The sequence below is a fragment of the Haloparvum alkalitolerans genome (assembly GCF_055381565.1).
In genome coordinates this window covers 37,373-54,554 of sequence record NZ_AP043937.1, presented here as the reverse complement: position 1 = coordinate 54,554, position 17,182 = coordinate 37,373, and the positions used below count along the sequence as shown (strand labels likewise).

Here is a 17,182-nt window from a genome sequence, read left to right as displayed (position 1 = left end):
TCCTAGTTCATCTCGCAGCCGAACTCGCTCGCTGGGCGGAGCGCGTTCTCCCCCTCGGTCTTCGAGAGGATATCGACGTTGGCCATCTCGCCGTCCCCCTCGGTCAACTCGGCGATCCACGTCGGGTTGGTGGCCTGGTGGTCGGACTCGCGCAGCGTGATGTCGCCGAGGACGGTGGTGAAGCTCCCGCCCTCGAGGGCGTCGCGGGCGTCGGCCGGATCCGTGCTCCCCGCCTGCTCCATGCCCTTCGCGATGAGCCGGACGGAGTCGTACCCCGTTCGCTCGTAGTTGCCCGGCACCTCGTCGTACTCCGACTGGAACCCCTCGACGAACGCCTGGTTGTCGCCGATGTCGATGGAGGGGTCGTAGCGGACCCCGCCGTACGTGCCGACGCTGTTGGGGCCGGTCCCCGCGCGGGTGCTCTTGTACGCCATCGTCGGGGCGACGAGCGCCACGTCCTCGGTCAGCCCGCGGTCCGCGGCCTGATTGACGAAGGTGACCAGGTCGCCGCCGGTCATCCCGAGCACGGCCACGTCGGCGTCCGAGTTTCCGATCTGCGTGATGTAGGACTCGTAGTTCGACGATCCGAGGCTCGAGGACGACTCGCCGACCTCCGTGAACTCGTCGCTCGCCTCCTCCATGCGCATGCTGGTCCGGTTGTAGACGGAGGTGCCGTAGGCGTAGTCCGCGTAGTGGAACCAGACGTTCGACCCGATCTCCTCGACCGTGTACCCGGAGACCGCCTCCGCGATCTGCGCCGTGTTCGTCTCGAAGCGGAACACCCACTGGTTACACTGCTCGCCCGTGATCGGCACCGCGGCCCCGCCGGCGAAGTAGACGGTCTCCTCGGAGGCGGCCAGCTCGTTGAGCCCGAGGGCGGCCGAACTCGAGATCGCGCCGACGAGGTAGTCGGCCCCGTCCTCCTGGATCGCCTGCTGGGCCGCCTGCGAGGCGGCGCTCGCGTTCGTCTCCGTGTCGTAGTAGACGGGGTCGATCTCGAAGCTGTACTCGTCGCTCTCGTTGATCTGCTGGACCGCGTACTCCGCTCCCGCACGCTGGGAGGGCCCGAGCGTGCTGTACGCCCCCGACATCGGGTTCAGGATACCGATCGTCGCGGTGTTGTCGCCGCCGCTCGATCCGCCGGTACAGCCGGCGAGCCCCAGCGACGCGGCCGTACCTGCGACCGACAGGAACGTTCGCCGATCGTACGCGCTACGCTCCCCGGAAGGGGATCTTTCGTTATTCATCATGGTGGATGATCTGGTAATGGATCTCAACCAAGGGATAATAAATCTTTGTAGGATCGATGCTCGCGATTTGGCGGGACGAACTCGACGGAAAGCGTGCGGGAGACGGGTCCGGCGGAAAGCGCGGGCCCCCGGTCGAAGGCGCGTCGAACGCCCCGTCAGTCGAAGTTGATGTGGACGTTCTTCACTTCGGTGTAGGCCCTGAGCGCTTCCTCGCCCTGCGCCGCGCCGTGCCCGCTGTCCTTCGTGCCGCCGAACGGGACCTGCGGCCACGTGTTCGGTGTCTCGTTGACCATCACCATGCCGTACTCGAGCGTCTCCGCGAGCCGATGCGCGCGGGAGAGGTCGCTCGTCCACACGCAGGCGGTCAGCCCGAACGGGGAGTCGTTCGCGACCGCGAGCGCCTCGTCCTCGTCGCTCACCTCGATGACCGACAGCACCGGGCCGAAGATCTCCTCGCGGGCGACGGTCATGTCGTTGTCGACGTCGGTGAGGACGGTCGGTTCGACGAAGTGGCCCGTCTCCGGATCGTCCGGGACGCCGCCGCCCGCGGCGACGGTCGCCCCCTCCTCACGCCCCGTTTCGATGTACTCGAGGACGTCCTGCTGGTGGGACTCGCTCACAACGGGCCCCATCTGGCCGTCGTCGTCGATGCCGCCGCCGAGCGGAATACTCTCCGCGATGTCGACGAGCCGCTCGACCAGCTCGTCGTGAACGTCTTCGTGGACGACGAGCCGCGAGTTCGCCCAGCACATCTGGCCGGCGTTCATGAAGATCCCGTACTGGACGCCGCGCGCGGCCGCGTCGAGGTCGGCGTCCGGGAAGACGACCGCCGGTCCCTTCCCGCCGAGCTCGAGCGTCACGTCGGCGACGGCGTCCGCGGCGTCGCGCTGGATCGTCTTTCCGACCCCGGTGCTCCCGGTGAAGGTGACGTGGTCGACGCCCTCGTGGCCGGCGAGCGCGCTCCCGGCCTCGGAGCCGGACCCGGGAACGACGTTCACCACGCCGTCGGGGAGCCCCGCTTCCTCGGCGGCCTTCGCGTAGTAGAGCGCCGAGAGCGGCGTCGTGCTGGACGGCTTCAACACGACCGAGTTCCCCGTCGCGAGGGCGGGTGCGACCCCGCGACCGGCCAACTGGAACGGGTAGTTCCAGGGGGCGATGTGGGCGGTCACGCCCACCGGCTCGCGCCGGGTGTAGTCCAGCCGGCCGCCGGAGACGGGGATCTGGTCGCCGCGGACCTTGTCCACCGCACCCGCGTAGTGCCGGAAGGTGTCGATCACCATGTCGATCTCGAGGCCCGCCTCGAACGGCGTCTTGCCGTTGTCGTGGGACTCGACGAGCGCGATCTCGTCTTTCATCTCCTCGATGGCGTCGGCCATCTCGTGCAGCGCCGCGCGCCGGGCGCCGAGGTCCAGTTCGCGCCACTCGGACCCGCGCTCGACGGCCGCGGCCGCGGCCGCGACCGCGTCGTCGACGTCCGCCGCGCCGGCCTTCTGTACCGTCGCGTACGGTGCTTCCGCCGCCGGATCTTCCGTCGTGATCGTCTCGCCGTCCGCGGACGAGCGCCACTCGCCGTCGATAAACAGGTCTGTTGGACCGGAGTACTCCATCGTGTCAAAAAGTCCCTCGCGATGTCCCTTAATCGTTGCTCTCCGCCCGCTTGATCATGAACTTCATGTCCCCTTCGAAGACCGTGGTTCCGTCCTGGTTCTCCATGTGGGTGTCTAAGACCACGAGCCCGGCGTCGTCCCGGCTGAGCTCCTTCCGGCTGTCGACGGTCATCTCGAGCTGGATCGTGTCGCCGATGTGGACCGGGTTGGGGAGGTCCATGTAGTTCATCCCGAGGAACGCGATGGCCGTCCGCTCGAGGATCCCGGTCCGGTAGACGAACCCGGTCGCGTGGACGAACGTCATCGGGCCGTGCGCGATCCGCTCGCCGAACTCCTGTTCCGACGCGTACTCGCGGTTCGTGTGGAGCTCCGTCCAGTCGCCGCTGAGCGCGGAGTGCACCACGAAGTCCGCCTCCGTGACGGTTCGGCCGACGCTCACGAACTCCTTCCCCGGTTCGAAGTCCTCGAAGTAGTGAGGCTCGTAGCTGTATGGCATCGCCTAGAACTCATCCGGGCGGGTTAAATAAGTTTAGCTCGCCTGCCGTCCCTCGCCGCTCGCGTCGCACGCCCTTCCGCCGGCGGTACGTATTTATCCCGCGTCGCCGACGTCCCGACCGGATGAGTGACGTTCCAACGGAGCTTCGGGAGCGGATCCGGTCGGACCCGTTCTGCGAGCTCCTCGAGATCGAGTTCGTTGACGTCGACGTCGGCGCGGCCGAGGCGGAACTGACGGTCACCGAAGAGCTACTGAACTTCCACGGGACGCTCCACGGCGGCGCGATCTACTCGCTGGCCGACGCGGTGTTCGCCGCGGCGTCGAACTCCCACGGCGACGCGGCGGTCGGCCTCGAGTCGAACATCTCCTACCTCGACGCGGTCGACGTCGGCGAGACCATCGTCGCGACGGCGGAGGAGACCCACCTCACCGACGGGACCGGGGAGTACGAGGTCGAGGTGACCACCGCGGCCGGCGACCGGGTCGCGACGTTCCGCGGCCGCGTGTACCGCCCCTGATAACTCGGTTCGGGGGCGCTGCTCGCGAGTCGCAGATAGTGGCCGACGACCGTTCTCGGGATTCTTGTGACCGGAAAGCACGAGGACGGTCCACCCGTGCGGGTGCTCCCCAGTACCGAGGTCGCGGACGGCTCTCTGTGCGGGGGTTTTGTTTGTGGTTCTGTTGTCGATCCTGTTGCTCTCGGCAGCAACACTCAGAAAGCCCCAGTCAGCTCTCTATACGGTGCTTTTTCTGTGTCTGTCGTCGATCCTGCTGGTCTGGACAGCATCGTCTAGAAAGCCCCAGCCGGCTCGACCGGCCGTCGTGAGACGGTCCGGGCTGCCTGCAGTAGCGGGCTGCCGGGCTGCGACTCACGGGCTCCCGCTCGTGCCTCGCGGGACCGCGACACGCGTTGCGCTCCTCGCTCCCCGCCGCGCGGGACAAACCGCGTCCCGCTGCCCTCCGGCGTGCAGTAGCGCGCCGGAGACACATCTCGCTGCGGTGCTTGCGGTGCCGGGGCCGGATCGAGCCGGCTGCCCCTTTCAGTCCCACCCCGCTCCGCCCCGCACCGCAACCGCACAGCAGCCTCGCACCTCCCCAGCCTCGGCGGCGGCGCGGCCGCGGAACAGCACCGCACAGCAGGCGGCCGCGCCTCCGCCTCCCTCGCGCGCGTCGGAGTCGCGCGCGCCGACCGCCTCGGCACCGCCGCGATCACTGAACGGAGGGCGGTCGACGGAAGGCGGTCGACGGAGGGCCGTCGACGCAGGACCGGTCTCTCAACCTGTTCGTGGACCGCCGTGATGCCCCGGTTCCGAGGGCCGGTGGTTAGCGGTCGTCGAAGACGCGCTGCACCTTGCCGACCTCGGTCCGCTCGATGCCGCCCGAATCGACGAGGGTCAACTCGTCCGGCGTGAACGAGAGGACGTTGGACAGCCGGGTCATGACGGTGCTGTACAGCTCCGACTCGTCTCCGTCGAACTCCGGCTTCTTCTCGATCGTGAGCTCCATCACGTCGAGGTTGTTCTCCTCGCGGAGGTCGATCCGGTAGTGCGGCGCGACGCCATCGACGTCGAGCACCACGTCCTCGACCTCGCTGGGGTAGAAGTTGATCCCCCTGACGATCAGGAGGTTGTCGGTCCGCCCGGTGACGTTGTCCATCCGGACCATCGTGCGCCCGCACTCGCACTCCTCGTAGTTCAGGCTCGTGAGGTCGCCCGTGCGGTACCGGAACACCGGCAGCGCCTCCTTGCTCAGCGTCGTCAGGACGAGTTCGCCCTCCTCGCCCTCCTCGACGTGTTCGCCCGTCTCGGGGTCGATGACCTCCGGGTAGAAGTGATCTTCCCAGAGGTGGAGGCCGTCCTGCGCCTCGTGGCACTCGTTCGAGACGCCGGGACCGATGATCTCCGACAGCCCGTAGATGTCGATGCCGTTCACGTCGAGTCGCTCCTCGATCTCCTCGCGCATCGGGTCGGTGCACGGCTCCGCGCCGAAGATGATCGTCGAGATCGGCAGATCCTTGGGGTCGTACCCCATCTCCTCGGCCGTCTCCGCGAGGTAGAGCGCGTACGACGGCGTACACGAGAACGCGTCGCTCTCGAGGTCGTTCATCAGCTCGACCTGCCGCTGCGTGCCGCCGCTACCGATCGGCACGACGGTCGCGCCGAGCTCCTCGACGCCGTAGTGCAGTCCCAGGCCGCCGGTGAACAGCCCGTAGCCGTAGGCGTTCTGGACGGTATCGCCCGCGTCGACTCCGGAGGCCTTCAGCGACCGAGCGACGACGTCGCTCCACACGTCGAGGTCGTCGTCGGTGTACCCGACGATCTTCGGCTTGCCCGTCGTCCCGGAGGAGGCGTGGATCCGCGTGACCTCGTCGCGGTCGACCGCGAAGAGGCCGTCCGGGTACTCGTCCCGGAAGTCCTCCTTCGTGGTCATCGGGAGCTTCTCGATGTCCGCCACGCCGTCGATGTCGTCCGGGGTGATCCCCAACTCGTCGAACTTCTCGCGATAGAACGGAACGTTCTCGTAGGCGTTCTCGACGGTCTCGCGGAGCCGCTCGTCCTGCAGTTCGCGGATCTCCGCTCTGTCCGCCGTTTCTACTGGCTGGTATGCCATGGATACGCACTGATTGGGCTAGTGTGGTTAATAATTGTTGGGATACTTCCGGTCGCCGCGCTGCCTCCGGGACCGCGGCGCTTCGGTGGGGGCGACGAGCGGCCGGCGCGCGGGGTTCGTTCCGGCGTCCGGACCGAAACGGCAACGGAAAGCTATTTTCCGTCCTCCGATGTGTGTCGTCGTATGCGAGACGCTTACATCATCGGCGCCGGGCAGACGCCGTTCGGCGCGATGCCAGACAGGAGCTATCGGTCGCTGTTCGGCGAGGCGTTCGACCGCGCGGTCGAGAGCGTCCCCGACGGGATCGACGAGGCCGACATCGACGAGGCGGTCGTCGGCTCGCTCGGCGTCGGCGGCCGCCAACTCGGCCTCTCCGGACCGGCCGCGACGGAACACCTCGGCCTCCACGGGATCCCGAGCTCGCGGATCGAGAACGCCTGCGCCGCGTCGGGCTACTCGGTCCGGCAGGCCGTCCAGGCGGTGAAAAGCGGGATGGCGGACGTCGCCCTCGCGGGCGGCGTGGAGGTGATGACCGACATGAGCGGGGACGTGACCAAGTACTGGCTCGGCGTCTCCGGCGAGACGGAGTGGGAGCGGCTCACCGGCACGACGTTCGCCGGCGTGTACGCGCAGATGGCGAGCGCCTACCTGGACCGGTACGACGACGCGACGCGTGAGCACCTCTCGATGGTCGCAGTCAAGAACCACGCCAACGGCGCGAAGAACCCCAACGCACACCTCGGGTTCGAATGCTCGCTCGAGGACGCGATGGGCGCGCCCGACGTGGCGCATCCGCTGAACCTCTACCACTGCTGTCCGACCTCCGACGGCGCGGCGGCCGTGCTCGTCGCCAGCGAGGACGTCGTCGACGAGTACACCGACGAGCCCGTCCGCGTCGCGGGCGTCGGCGCGAGCAGCGAGCGGGTCGGGCTCTTCCAGCGCGAGGAGTACACGACGATCGCCTCCTCCCGCCGGGCCGGGGAGAAGGCCTACGACCGGGCCGGCATCGACCCGTCGGACGTCGACTTCGCGGAGGTCCACGACTGCTTCGCGATCGCCGAGCTGCTCGCGTACGAGGACCTCGGCTTCTGTGACCCCGGCGAGGCGTACCGCCTTCTGGAGGAGGGCACGACGGAGCTCGACGGCGACCTCCCGGTCAACGCGTCCGGCGGCCTCAAGTCGAAGGGGCACCCGATCGGCGCGACCGGGGCGGGCCAGGTCGCGGAGGCGTTCAAACAGCTTCGGGGGAAGGCCGGGGACAGACAGGTCGCGGACCCGAGGTACGGCGTCACGCACAACGTCGGGGGGAGCGGCGGCGCGGCGGTCGTCCACGTCCTCGAACGGGAGGTGGGCCGATGAGCGACGTCCGCGTTCGGGCGTTCGGTGCGTACAGCCCGCGCCTGCGGATCGACGCGGAGTCCTTCCGGGAGGCGTGGGGTCACTTCGAGGCGGCCGGGGTCGAGACGAAGGCCGTCCCGGAGGCGGACGAGGACGCGCTCACCATGGGCGTGGAGGCGGCGCGGCGAGCGCTCGACGCCGCGGGCGTCGATGCGGACGAGGTCGAGTACCTCTCGTTCGCCACCACGACCCCGCCGATGGCCGAGTCGGACCTGACGGCCCGGCTGACGAGCCTGCTCGGGGTCCCGACGACCGCGACGACCCTGACGATGACCGGGAGCACGCGCGCGGGGGCACAGGCGCTCGACGCCGCGCTCGACGCTGGCCCGTGGGGCGACGGCGTCGGCCTCGTCGTCGCGGCCGACTGCCCGACCGGCGCGCCGGACAGCGCGGTCGAGCACGCGGCCGGCGCCGCCGGCGTCGCCGCGGTCGTCGGCGGTGACGGGCCGGGCGTCGTCCGCGACCGGGCCTCCCACGTCGAGCCCTTCCCCGGCACGCGGTTCCGGGGCGCCGGGTCCGACGAGACGACGGAACTCGGCGTGACCAGCTACGACCGGAAGTCGTTCGAGACGGCGATTCGCGGGGCAGTCGACGGCCTCGGTCCGGTCGGCGACGTCGACGCGGCGGCCGTCCAGTCCCCGAACGGCAAGCTCCCGTACCGGGTGACGGGCGCGCTCGGCGTCGACGCCGAGCGGGTCGCGGCCGCCGACACGGTCGGTACGCTCGGGGACACCGGCGCCGCGAGCGCGCTCCTCGGGGCGGCGAAGGCGTTCGACGACGGCGCCGACCGCGTGCTCCTCGCCGCGTACGGCAGCGGCGCCGGCGCGAACGCGATGGTCCTCGACGGCGACGTTCCGACGAGGTGTGCACTCGACGGCGACGTCGACCTCAGCTACCCCGAGTACCTCCGCCGGCGCGGCGAGATCACCGCCGACGAGCCGGACGGCGGGGGCGCGTACGTGAGCGTCCCCTCGTGGAAGCGGACGATCCCGCAGCGGCACCGACTGATCGCGGGGCGCTGCCCCTCGTGTGACGCGCTCAACTTCCCGCCCGAGGGGGCGTGTCGCGAGTGCCACGACCGCCCCGACGACTACAAGACCGTCCGACTTCCCGGAACCGGAACGGTGGAGGGAGTCACGACCATCGCCCAGGGGGGCGCGCCTCCGGAGTTCGTCGAACAGCAGTCGAAGAGCGGTCCGTTCGTGAGCGCCGTCGTCGCCTTGGACGGCCCGGCGGGCGACGAGACGGTGAGCGTCCCGACGCAGGTGCTGGCGCCCGGGGAGTCCGCGGTGGAGATCGGGGACAGAACCGAGGCGGTGACCCGGCGGATCTACCGACAGGAGGGCGTCATCCGCTACGGGTTCAAGATGCGGCCGGTCGAAACCGACGGATAGCGCCCCGTCGGCTCTCGGCGGCGGCCCTGCTCGACGCTCCGATCGGTCGGCTCCGTCGGTTCGTCGTCTGCAGTCGTACGTTATGTTCGGTCGAAGACCGTCGCCACGCCCTGCCCGAACCCGACGCACATCGTCGCGAGCCCGCGGTCGCCGTCGCGCCGCCGTAGCTCGTGCAGGAGCGTCGTGGCGATCCGGGCGCCTGAGCAGCCGAGGGGGTGTCCCAGCGCGATCGCGCCGCCGTTCACGTTCAGCTTCTCGTCGGGAATTCCGAGTTCGTGGGCACAGTGGACGCTCTGCGCGGCGAAGGCCTCGTTGAGTTCGACCAGGTCGAGGTCGTCCACGCCGAGTCCGGCGTCGTCGAGCGCCGCCCGCGTCGCGGGGACCGGTCCGCGCCCCATCACTCGGGGGTCGACGCCCACGACCGACCGCGTCGCGACCCGCGCGATCGGTTCGAGGTCGTGCTCCTCCGCGTACGCGGCGCTGGTGACGAGGAGCCCGGCCGCTCCGTCGGTGAGCGGCGAGGCGTTCCCGGGCGTCACCGTCGCCTCGTCGTCGTCGCGAAACACGGTCGGGAGGTCGCCCAACTGCTCGACGGTCGTCCCGGGGCGGGGGGTCTCGTCGGTCGACACGACCCCGTCGGGCGTCTCCACGGGGACGATCTCCCGGTCGAACCGCCCCGCCTCGGCCGCCTCGACGGCCCGCTCGTGCGACCGGAGCGCGAACTCGTCCTGTGCCTCCCGCGAGACGCCGTGTTCGCGGGCGACCGTCTCGGCGGTCTGGCCCATCGGGAGGCGGTCCGCGTCGTACCGCGACTCGATCGCCGGATGCAGCCAGTCGGAGAACGGGACGCGACTCATCTGCTCGACGCCCGCGACCGGATAGACCTCGCCGTCACCGGCCTCGATCGCGCGTGCGGCGTCGTTGAGCGTCGTCAGCGACGAACCGCAGAGCCGCGTCGTCGTCGATCCCGGAACGGTCGCCGGGTATCCGCCGGCGAGCAGCACCTGCCTGGCGAGGTTTCGTCCCTGTTCCGCTTCCTGGTTCGCACATCCGAGCCGGAAGTCGTCCCATTCCTCGGGATCGACGCCGGTCCGGTCGATCAACGCGTCGAGCACCGCCGTCACGAGGTCCTCGGGGAACACCGCCGAGAGCGCGCCGTCCTTCTTCGCCATCGGCGTTCTGACGGCGTCGACCACGACGGCCTGCTGTCTAGACGTACCCATTGACAGGTTCAGATCGCGAGTTCTCGGTGATTAATTCACCGATCGGTGCATCGATGGCTGCAAACGCTTTTGAGTCTGCGCGTGGTCGCCGTTAGTGATGAAGGTCGCAGTACTCGGCGCGGGAACCATGGGCCACGGTATTGCACAGGTGTCGGCGATGGGCGGTCACGAGGTCAGCCTGCGGGACCTCGAGACCGAGATCGTCGAGTCGGGGCTCGACGCCATCGAGTCGAACCTGGACGGCGGGGTCGAGCGCGAGAAACTGACGCCGGCCGAGGCCGAGGCGGCCCGGGACCGGATCACCGGGACGACCTCCCTGCCCGAGGCGGTCTCCGGGGCCGACCTCGTCGTCGAGGCCGTCCCGGAGGAAATGCCGATCAAACACGACACGATGACCGAGGTCGAGAGCCACGTCGACCCGGACTGCCTCATCGCCTCGAACACCTCCTCCCTGTCGCTGACCGAGATCGCGAACGCGCTGGACCGGCCGGAGCGCGCGGTCGGCCTCCACTTCTTCAACCCGGTCCACATCATGAACCTCGTCGAGGTCGTCGTCGCCGAGCAGACGAGCGACGAGACGGTCGCGGCCGCGACGGAGTTCGCCGAGGGGATCGGGAAGACGCCCGTCACCGTCACCGACTCGCCCGGGTTCGCGTCGTCGCGGCTCGGCGTCGCACTCGGCGTCGAGGCGATGCGCATGGTCGAGGAGGGGGTCGCGGACCCCCGAGACATCGACACCGCGATGGAACTCGGGTACAACCATCCGATGGGCCCGATCGAACTCGGCGACGTCGTCGGGCTCGACGTTCGACTCGACATCCTCGAGTACCTCCGCGAGGAGCTCGGCGAGCGCTTCCGACCGCCGCAGGTGCTGAAGCGGAAGGTGCGTGCCGGGAAGCTCGGCAAGAAGACCGGCGAGGGGTTCTACGTCTGGGAGGACGGCGAGGTGGTTGGCGTCAGCGGGTCCGGAGGTGACGAGCAGTGAGCCTCCCCGAGGCGGTCGCCGACTGCGAGACCGTGTCGGCGTCGGTCGGGGACCGTGCCGACCACGTCGCGACGATCGAACTCTCGCGTCCGGACGCCAGGAACGCGCTCGACGCACAGCTCCGCGCGGAGCTCGAGACCGCCATGCTCGCCGTCGAGGAGACCGACGTCCGAGCCGTCGTGTTGACGGGCGACTCGGACGCGAACGCCTTCGTCGCCGGGGCCGACGTCACGGAGCTTCGCGAGCGGGACTCGCTCGAGCAGCGCGAGGCGAGCGAACGGCCGCGGGTGTACGAGCGCGTCGCGGACTGCCCCGTCCCGGTGATCGCGCGCATCAACGGCCACGCCCTCGGCGGGGGCTGCGAGCTGATCCAGGCGTGCGACATCCGGATCGCCCACGAGGACGCGAAGATCGGCCAGCCGGAGATCAACCTCGGCCTTATCCCCGGCGGCGGCGGAACGCAGCGACTCCCCCGGCTCGTCGGCGAGGGCCAGGCGATGAAGCTGATCCTCTCCGGCGAACTCGTCGACGCGACGGAGGCGGCCGACATCGGGCTGGTCGAGGAGGTCCACGGCGACGACGCGTTCGACGACCGCGTCTACGAGCTCGCGGGCGCCATCGCCGCGAAGAGTCCGGTCGCCCTGCGGTTCGCGAAGAAATCGGTCAAGGCCGCCTCGCGGATGGACCTCGAGTCCGGCATCGAGTACGAGGCCGAACTGTTCGCGCAGCTGTTCGCGACCGAAGACAAAAACGAGGGGATCGACGCGTTCTTCGAGGACCGCGAGCCCGAGTGGACGGGCCGATAGCGCGCGCACCGAACCGTTCGGGTGAGTCGAACGCGCTCCGGTGCCGATTCCGGTCCTTCCGTCTCGCCGGCTCGCGACTCGCTTTCCGCTTCTCTCGGGGTTGATACGGACTGCCACACGTTCTCGATACCGTCTTCCGGCGTCCGTTCATCGTGACAGCACGCTCGCCGCGTTCGGCCGTGCCGAATTTTGGCTCCCGGTTCGAGACGACGCCGGTATCCCCGTCACACACTCGCTTTCCGCCCGTATCCGGAGCCGGACCGCTCAAACGCGGCCGCGGGCGTGGCTTGGCTGGTTTCGGAGAGCCGACTGCCGCCGTTCTTCCCGGCGTTCTCCGCCGAATCCTGGTGCGTCCCCGTCGATATTACCCTCATGGTCGTTCGGCACTGATGAATGTTCTCACGGTGCTGCCCTCGGCTCGTCGCGGTCGCCGTCGTCACGAAACTACCCCTCAATGTTACAAAAATACGTTTGTAATGGAGGGTGGAAATCCCGACTCGTTCGTCGCTATCGAGATCGCCGTGGGATAGAACTCCCATCTCCAGCGGTTGCTATCGTCTATCTCTATATGATGATAGATATCTAAACAGGAAAAACAACCATGTTTTGGCTCAATCAAGTTTATTCTAAACACTTCACTAGAAAATATACTCTTAAGTCTAAATAATTTCTAATAACCTGACCGAACATCCAACCTTTCTTCTATGGTTGCCATTCGCTCTCAGCCTTTGTTCAGCCTGGATGAACAGACATATGGCGAATCGTGAACAACGGCGCGTATGGACGACACCGTAGAGGCCGGGGACAAACTGCTCCGGCTCGTCGAGACGCTCAAGGAGCACGGGCCCTCGGGCGTGACCGAGCTCGCCGACAGGGCGGACATGCCGAAGAGCACCGCCCACGCCTACCTCTCGACGCTCAAGGAACACGGGTACGTCGTCCAGACCGACTCGCGGGCGTACCGGCTGAGCCTGCGCTTCGTCGACATCGGGAGCAAGGTCCGCGAAACGCGGGAGCTGTACGACGAGATCCGGGCGAAACTCGACGAGATCTCCGAGGAGACGAACGAGAAGGCGTGGTGGACCGTCGAGGAGAACGGGAAGGCGGTGTTCATGGCGAAGTCGGCGGGCAAGCGAGCCATTCAGACGAACGCCCGGATCGGGCTCCACCTCGAGCTGTACCGGCTCGCCGCGGGGATGGCGATCCTCGCGAACCTCCCCGCCGAACGCCGGGTCGACATCCTCGACGGCTACGAGTATCCGCTCCCCGACGGGCGGACCCGCGCGGACCTCGAGTCGGAACTCGAGACCGTCCGGGAGACCGGGGTCGCGTACGGCACCGACAGCTTCCTCGAAGGCGTCACCGGAATCGGCGTCCCGCTCCTGGACAACGCCGGAACCGTCCACGGCGCGATCAGCGTCTCGGGGCCGAGCAACCGCCTCGAGGACGACCGGAACGAGCAGGAGTTGACGGACCTCCTGCGGGGTATCTCTGGCGAACTGCAGGTCAATTTCTCCTATCGGTGACGCCGACGGGACCGCGTCGGCCCCGCCGTCCGATCAGCGCTCCCGGGTCATCCACTCGCTGGCCTGCGGCTCCGCGGGATCCGTCGCGACCTCCACCAGCGATGGCCCGTCGCGGGCCCGCGCGTCGTCGAGCGCCTCCGCGATCCCGGACACGCCCGCGACGCGCGTCGCGTCGACGCCCATCCCCTCGGCGACCGCGGCCAGGTCGAGGCCGGCGTCGGCCCAGCCGTACGCCCCCGGACCGAGGCCGTGGGAGCGGTCGGCCTCCTCGCTGATGATGGCGTAGTCGTCGTTGTTGAGCGCGACGACGGTAACGTCGATCCCCTCCGTCGCGAGCGTGTGTAGCTCGTGGATGCACATCAGTAGGCCGCCGTCCCCCACCAGCGCGACCGCGTCCGCGTCCGGGTTCGCCAGCTTCGCGCCCATCGCCGAGGGGAGCGCGGTCCCCATCGTCGCCCACGACCCGGGGTTGACGTACGACTGCGGGCCGTAGGCCTCGCACGCGAGCAGCGTCCACTGGCGCGACCCGCCGGCGTCCGCGGTGACGATCGCGTCGCGGGGGAGCGCCTCGCGGACCGCTCGGACTACCTCGACGGAGGTCGGCGGGTCTCCCGCGTTCCGCGCCGCGGCGACCGCGTCGAACCGCGCCGCGTCCGCCGTCCGGACCGCGGCCGCGCGCTCGTCGCCGGGCCGTTCCGCGTCGCCGCCGCGCTCGGCTATCCCGTCCGTCAGTGCCCGCAGCGTCCGGTCGGCGTCGGCGACGATCCCCACGGCCGGCTCGTAGCCCGTCCCGAGGTCGTCGGCGCCGAGCGTGACGTGGACCAGATCGTCGGGGAGCTCGACGGACCAGCGGCCGGTCGCGACCGCGTCGAGGTCCGACCCCACCGCGAGGGCGGCGTCCGACTCGGCCAGCAGTCCGCGAAGCTCCGTCGAGGACCCGCCACAGAGCACGCCCGCCGAGAGTGCGTGGTCCTCCGGGAGCGTTCCCTTTCCCTTGTAGGTCGTCACCACCGGCGCGTCGAGCGCTTCCGCGAACGCGCGAAGCCGCTCGCTCGCCCCGGCCCGGCGGACGCCGCCGCCGGCGAGGACGACCGGCTGCTCGGCTCCAGCGAGCAGGTCCGCGGCCGCGTCGACGGCCGCCGCTGGAGGCTCCGGTGGCGTTCTGGACGCCCCCTCGCCGACGCTCGCCTGCGGCGTCGCGCTCGCGAGGAAGTCCTTCGGGATGCCGACGCGGACCGGCCCCATCGGCGGTTCGCGGGCGATCCGGATCGCCCGGTTCAGCTCCGCGACGGCGCTCTCGGCGGTCTCCACGAGGACGTTCTCCTTGACCACGTTGTCGTAGGTGTCCGGCGGCGTCTCGTGGATCCCGTCGCCGCCGCGAACCTCGTGTTCCGTCTCCACCGCGACGTGGACCATCGGCACGCAGTCGTTGAGCGCGTTCTTCAGCCCGTTCATCGCGTTCATGTCGCCCGGTCCCGGGACGACGACCGTCGCGGCCATCTCGCCGGGGTCGCGCGTCTCCGCGTACCCCCACGCGGCGTGCGTGACGGCGGTCTCGTGGCGCGCGACGACGAACCGGGCGTCACGGTCCGCGAGCGCCTCGTTGAGCGGGAGCGTCTGCTTGCCCGGAATGCCGAAGACGGTGTCGACGCCGTGGTCCAGCAGGCAGTCCACGACCGCCGCTCCGACGGTCGGCGTTCCGTCGCCGTCTCCGACCCTCCCGGTTCCCCCCTCCGCCGTTCGGTTCGTGCGTCCGGTCATTGGTGCCCCTTCTCCGGACCCCGACAATAATCCTTCGCACCGGCGGTGTATCGCATGTCGCGATACGCAGGTCGGATGGTGTCGCCTCCGCGGCGTGCCGTCGGGTCGCTCCCGCGAGGCGCGGTCGGGACAGTTTTCTTGTCGGCGATCCAACGCCGCCCATGGTGTGCTCCGACGGCGTCGACCGCGGGATCTCGCCGGTCGTCGGCGCGGTGATACTCGTCGGTATCGTCGCGCTGTTGGCGGGCACGGGCGGCGTGCTGTTCCTCGGTCTCGCGGACGACCCCGATCCCGCTCCCGGAGCGACGCTGGACGTGGAGACGGCCGGAGACGGTCTACACCACAGGCTCGTCCACGGCGGCGGCGACACGATCGACGGTGGCGAGCTCGCGATACGCGGGACCGCCGACCCGGACGCGGCCGCGGGCACGCGACTGACGGCCGGGACCGCCGTGGAGATCTACCCCGTCGACGAGGAGATCAGGGTCGTCTGGCGCGGCGAGGACGACACGACGTACGTCCTGACGACCGCGACCGTCGAGCGGACGCTCCCCGAACCGGACGAGACCTGCGAGTGGGTCGACGCGGAGACCGACGGCGGGACCGACCCGATCACGATCGACGGGCTCGTCGTCGACTGCGACGTGGAGACCGACGAGGGGATCACCGTGAGCGACGGGGGCGTGGTCGTCGGCGAGTCGGCCAGCGGAGCGAAGGACTTCGACGGGGACGACGCGACCGTCTACGGGGACGTGGACGTCGAGAAGGTCGTCAACATCCAGACGGGCACCGTCCGGGGGAGCGTCCTCTCCCGGACGGCGGACGCGAAGCTCGAAAACGTGACCGTCGACGGCTCGGTGACCGCACGGAAGGTCGTCGAGGTGCTCGCCGGGAGCGCGGTCGGCGGCGACGTCGAGAGCGAGAACAACACGGTGAAGGTGTTCGACTCGACCGTCTCGGGGTCCGTCCTCGCGGCCGACGGCGAGCAGGTCAAACTCGACAACGCGACCGTCGAGGGGCACGTGTACGTCGAGGAGGCGGCGTTCGACTGCACCGACTCGACAATCGGCGGGCGGGACTGCGACGACTACACGCCTCGCGACCCCGACGAGGCCTGAATCCGTTTCTCCGGCCGCCGACGGCGCGACGGAGGCCCGCGACCGCCGGCGTCAGGCCTCGGACGGAACGACGATCACCGGCACGGGGGCGTTCCTGAGCGTGCGCTCCGCGACGCCGCCGAGCAGGATTTTCTCGGCGCCGTGCTCGCCGGTGGTTCCCATGACGACGGCGTCGACGTCGTACTCGTCCACCGCGTCGACGATGGCCTCGGCGGGGTCGCCACGCTCGACGTGCGAGCGGACCGCGGACAGACCGCGGTCGTCGCCCGCCTCGGCGACGCGGTCGACTGCCTCGCTGGCCGAGCGGTCGCGCTCCTCGTCCGACAGCAGGGAGCGGAGGGTCGCGCCGACGCCGCCCTCCTCGACGACGGAGAGCGCGTCGACGGACGCACCGAGCGCGGCCGCCAGGTCGAGCCCGTGGGCCGCGGCCGCCTCCGCACGCGGACTCCCGTCGGTCGGCAGCAGGACGCGCTCGTAGGGCGCCGTCAGGCGCTCGTCGTCGCGGAGCCGCGCGACCAGCACCGGGGTCTCGGCGAGCCGGACGACCTTCTCGGTGACGCTACCGAGCAGCCCTCTCGCTCCAGAATTGCCGTGCGTCGCCATCGCGATCAGGTCGTGGTCGTACCGGTCCGCGTACTCGGCGATGCTCGGCGCGGGATTCCCCTGTACCGTCTCCGTCTCCGCGTCGATCCCCACCTCTGCCAACGTCTCCGCGGCGTCCGCGAGCACGTCCTCCCCCTCGCTGACGAGCGCGTCGACCACGTCGCCCTCCACGAGCGTGACGCTGTCGCGCGCGGTGTCCGCGACGAACAGCAGCTCCACGTCCGCGTCGACGCGCCGGGCGAGTTCGCCGACGTGCTCGAGCACCGCGGCCGCCCCCTCGCTGCCGTCGACGGGAACCAGGATCCGGTCGTACATGGGATCGGGTACGCCCACCCCCGCCAAAGTCGTTCGGGTCGGCGATCGCCCGCCCGTCGCCGTGTGGTTCACGTTCGGCCGCTCTCGCTA

The 17,182-nt window shown here is 69.6% G+C and carries 14 protein-coding genes; 7 read left to right on the top strand and 7 right to left on the bottom strand.

Annotation, left to right across the window (positions count from 1 at the left end):
• Window positions 1-2: 2 nt before the first annotated feature.
• The 3 genes from ACZ432_RS01290 to ACZ432_RS01280 all read right to left on the bottom strand — a co-directional run bounded on the left by ACZ432_RS01290 (window position 3) and on the right by ACZ432_RS01280 (window position 3,353).
• Complete coding sequence (locus ACZ432_RS01290; RefSeq protein ID WP_426963330.1) at window positions 3-1,250, bottom strand: ABC transporter substrate-binding protein; 1,248 nt, start codon at window positions 1,248-1,250, stop codon at window positions 3-5.
• Window positions 1,251-1,405: 155 nt separating this feature from the next.
• Window positions 1,406-2,857 carry an aldehyde dehydrogenase family protein gene (locus ACZ432_RS01285; protein WP_426963331.1) on the bottom strand — a complete coding sequence of 484 codons (1,452 nt, stop codon included), beginning with the start codon at window positions 2,855-2,857 and terminating at the stop codon, window positions 1,406-1,408.
• A 28-nt stretch (window positions 2,858-2,885) separates the two neighbouring features.
• Entirely contained in the window at window positions 2,886-3,353 is a 468-nt protein-coding gene (locus tag ACZ432_RS01280) for a MaoC family dehydratase (RefSeq protein ID WP_058366515.1), read from the bottom strand.
• A 122-nt stretch (window positions 3,354-3,475) separates the two neighbouring features.
• On the opposite strand from ACZ432_RS01280, the gene ACZ432_RS01275 reads away from it, so the two are divergent.
• Window positions 3,476-3,871 (top strand): PaaI family thioesterase, encoded by a 396-nt coding sequence (locus tag ACZ432_RS01275; protein ID WP_426963333.1) that lies wholly within the window; start codon window positions 3,476-3,478, stop codon window positions 3,869-3,871.
• An 805-nt stretch (window positions 3,872-4,676) separates the two neighbouring features.
• Here ACZ432_RS01275 and paaK read toward each other — a convergent pair.
• Complete coding sequence (gene paaK, locus ACZ432_RS01270; protein ID WP_426963335.1) at window positions 4,677-5,963, bottom strand: phenylacetate--CoA ligase PaaK; 1,287 nt, start codon at window positions 5,961-5,963, stop codon at window positions 4,677-4,679.
• 183 nt (window positions 5,964-6,146) lie between these two features.
• Here paaK and ACZ432_RS01265 point away from each other — a divergent pair, with 183 nt between their 5' ends.
• The gene (locus ACZ432_RS01265) at window positions 6,147-7,322 is read left to right on the top strand and encodes a thiolase domain-containing protein (protein ID WP_426963336.1); all 1,176 of its coding nucleotides are present in this window, start codon (window positions 6,147-6,149) and stop codon (window positions 7,320-7,322) included.
• On the top strand, window positions 7,319-8,755 hold the full coding sequence (locus tag ACZ432_RS01260) for a zinc ribbon domain-containing protein (protein WP_426963337.1): 1,437 nt from the start codon (window positions 7,319-7,321) through the stop codon (window positions 8,753-8,755). Before ACZ432_RS01265 ends, ACZ432_RS01260 begins: the two co-directional genes overlap by 4 nt.
• Before the next feature lie 80 nt (window positions 8,756-8,835).
• Here the strand turns inward: ACZ432_RS01260 and ACZ432_RS01255 are convergent, their stop codons facing one another.
• Window positions 8,836-9,978 carry a thiolase family protein gene (locus ACZ432_RS01255; RefSeq protein ID WP_426963338.1) on the bottom strand — a complete coding sequence of 381 codons (1,143 nt, stop codon included), beginning with the start codon at window positions 9,976-9,978 and terminating at the stop codon, window positions 8,836-8,838.
• Window positions 9,979-10,075: 97 nt separating this feature from the next.
• On the opposite strand from ACZ432_RS01255, the gene ACZ432_RS01250 reads away from it, so the two are divergent.
• The 3 genes from ACZ432_RS01250 (at window position 10,076) to ACZ432_RS01240 (ending at window position 13,295) form a co-directional block, all read left to right on the top strand.
• Window positions 10,076-10,963 (top strand): 3-hydroxyacyl-CoA dehydrogenase family protein, encoded by an 888-nt coding sequence (locus ACZ432_RS01250; RefSeq protein ID WP_426963339.1) that lies wholly within the window; start codon window positions 10,076-10,078, stop codon window positions 10,961-10,963.
• Complete coding sequence (locus tag ACZ432_RS01245; protein ID WP_426963340.1) at window positions 10,960-11,769, top strand: enoyl-CoA hydratase/isomerase family protein; 810 nt, start codon at window positions 10,960-10,962, stop codon at window positions 11,767-11,769. The genes ACZ432_RS01250 and ACZ432_RS01245 overlap by 4 nt, the downstream gene beginning before the upstream one ends.
• Window positions 11,770-12,548: 779 nt before the next feature.
• Window positions 12,549-13,295 (top strand): IclR family transcriptional regulator, encoded by a 747-nt coding sequence (locus tag ACZ432_RS01240; RefSeq protein ID WP_426963341.1) that lies wholly within the window; start codon window positions 12,549-12,551, stop codon window positions 13,293-13,295.
• Window positions 13,296-13,328: 33 nt separating this feature from the next.
• Here the strand turns inward: ACZ432_RS01240 and ACZ432_RS01235 are convergent, their stop codons facing one another.
• Window positions 13,329-15,056: a thiamine pyrophosphate-binding protein gene (locus ACZ432_RS01235; protein WP_426963342.1), complete on the bottom strand. Its 1,728-nt coding sequence runs from the start codon at window positions 15,054-15,056 to the stop codon at window positions 13,329-13,331.
• 161 nt (window positions 15,057-15,217) lie between these two features.
• Between ACZ432_RS01235 and ACZ432_RS01230 the strand changes: the two genes are divergently transcribed.
• Entirely contained in the window at window positions 15,218-16,174 is a 957-nt protein-coding gene (locus tag ACZ432_RS01230) for a type IV pilin domain-containing protein (RefSeq protein WP_426963343.1), read from the top strand.
• Between the two features lie 51 nt (window positions 16,175-16,225).
• Here ACZ432_RS01230 and ACZ432_RS01225 read toward each other — a convergent pair whose 3' ends face one another.
• Complete coding sequence (locus ACZ432_RS01225; RefSeq protein WP_426963344.1) at window positions 16,226-17,092, bottom strand: universal stress protein; 867 nt, start codon at window positions 17,090-17,092, stop codon at window positions 16,226-16,228.
• Window positions 17,093-17,182 lie beyond the last annotated feature (90 nt).

Coding starts and splice junctions, on each gene's coding strand:
- ACZ432_RS01230 (WP_426963343.1), top strand. CDS start 15,218: ATGGTGTGCTCCGACGGCGTCGACCGCGGGATCTCGCCGGTCGTCGGC.
- ACZ432_RS01260 (WP_426963337.1), top strand. CDS start 7,319: ATGAGCGACGTCCGCGTTCGGGCGTTCGGTGCGTACAGCCCGCGCCTG.
- ACZ432_RS01255 (WP_426963338.1), bottom strand. CDS start 9,978: ATGGGTACGTCTAGACAGCAGGCCGTCGTGGTCGACGCCGTCAGAACG.
- ACZ432_RS01250 (WP_426963339.1), top strand. CDS start 10,076: ATGAAGGTCGCAGTACTCGGCGCGGGAACCATGGGCCACGGTATTGCA.
- ACZ432_RS01235 (WP_426963342.1), bottom strand. CDS start 15,056: ATGACCGGACGCACGAACCGAACGGCGGAGGGGGGAACCGGGAGGGTC.
- ACZ432_RS01285 (WP_426963331.1), bottom strand. CDS start 2,857: ATGGAGTACTCCGGTCCAACAGACCTGTTTATCGACGGCGAGTGGCGC.
- paaK (WP_426963335.1), bottom strand. CDS start 5,963: ATGGCATACCAGCCAGTAGAAACGGCGGACAGAGCGGAGATCCGCGAA.
- ACZ432_RS01265 (WP_426963336.1), top strand. CDS start 6,147: ATGCGAGACGCTTACATCATCGGCGCCGGGCAGACGCCGTTCGGCGCG.
- ACZ432_RS01275 (WP_426963333.1), top strand. CDS start 3,476: ATGAGTGACGTTCCAACGGAGCTTCGGGAGCGGATCCGGTCGGACCCG.
- ACZ432_RS01240 (WP_426963341.1), top strand. CDS start 12,549: ATGGACGACACCGTAGAGGCCGGGGACAAACTGCTCCGGCTCGTCGAG.
- ACZ432_RS01280 (WP_058366515.1), bottom strand. CDS start 3,353: ATGCCATACAGCTACGAGCCTCACTACTTCGAGGACTTCGAACCGGGG.
- ACZ432_RS01225 (WP_426963344.1), bottom strand. CDS start 17,092: ATGTACGACCGGATCCTGGTTCCCGTCGACGGCAGCGAGGGGGCGGCC.
- ACZ432_RS01290 (WP_426963330.1), bottom strand. CDS start 1,250: ATGATGAATAACGAAAGATCCCCTTCCGGGGAGCGTAGCGCGTACGAT.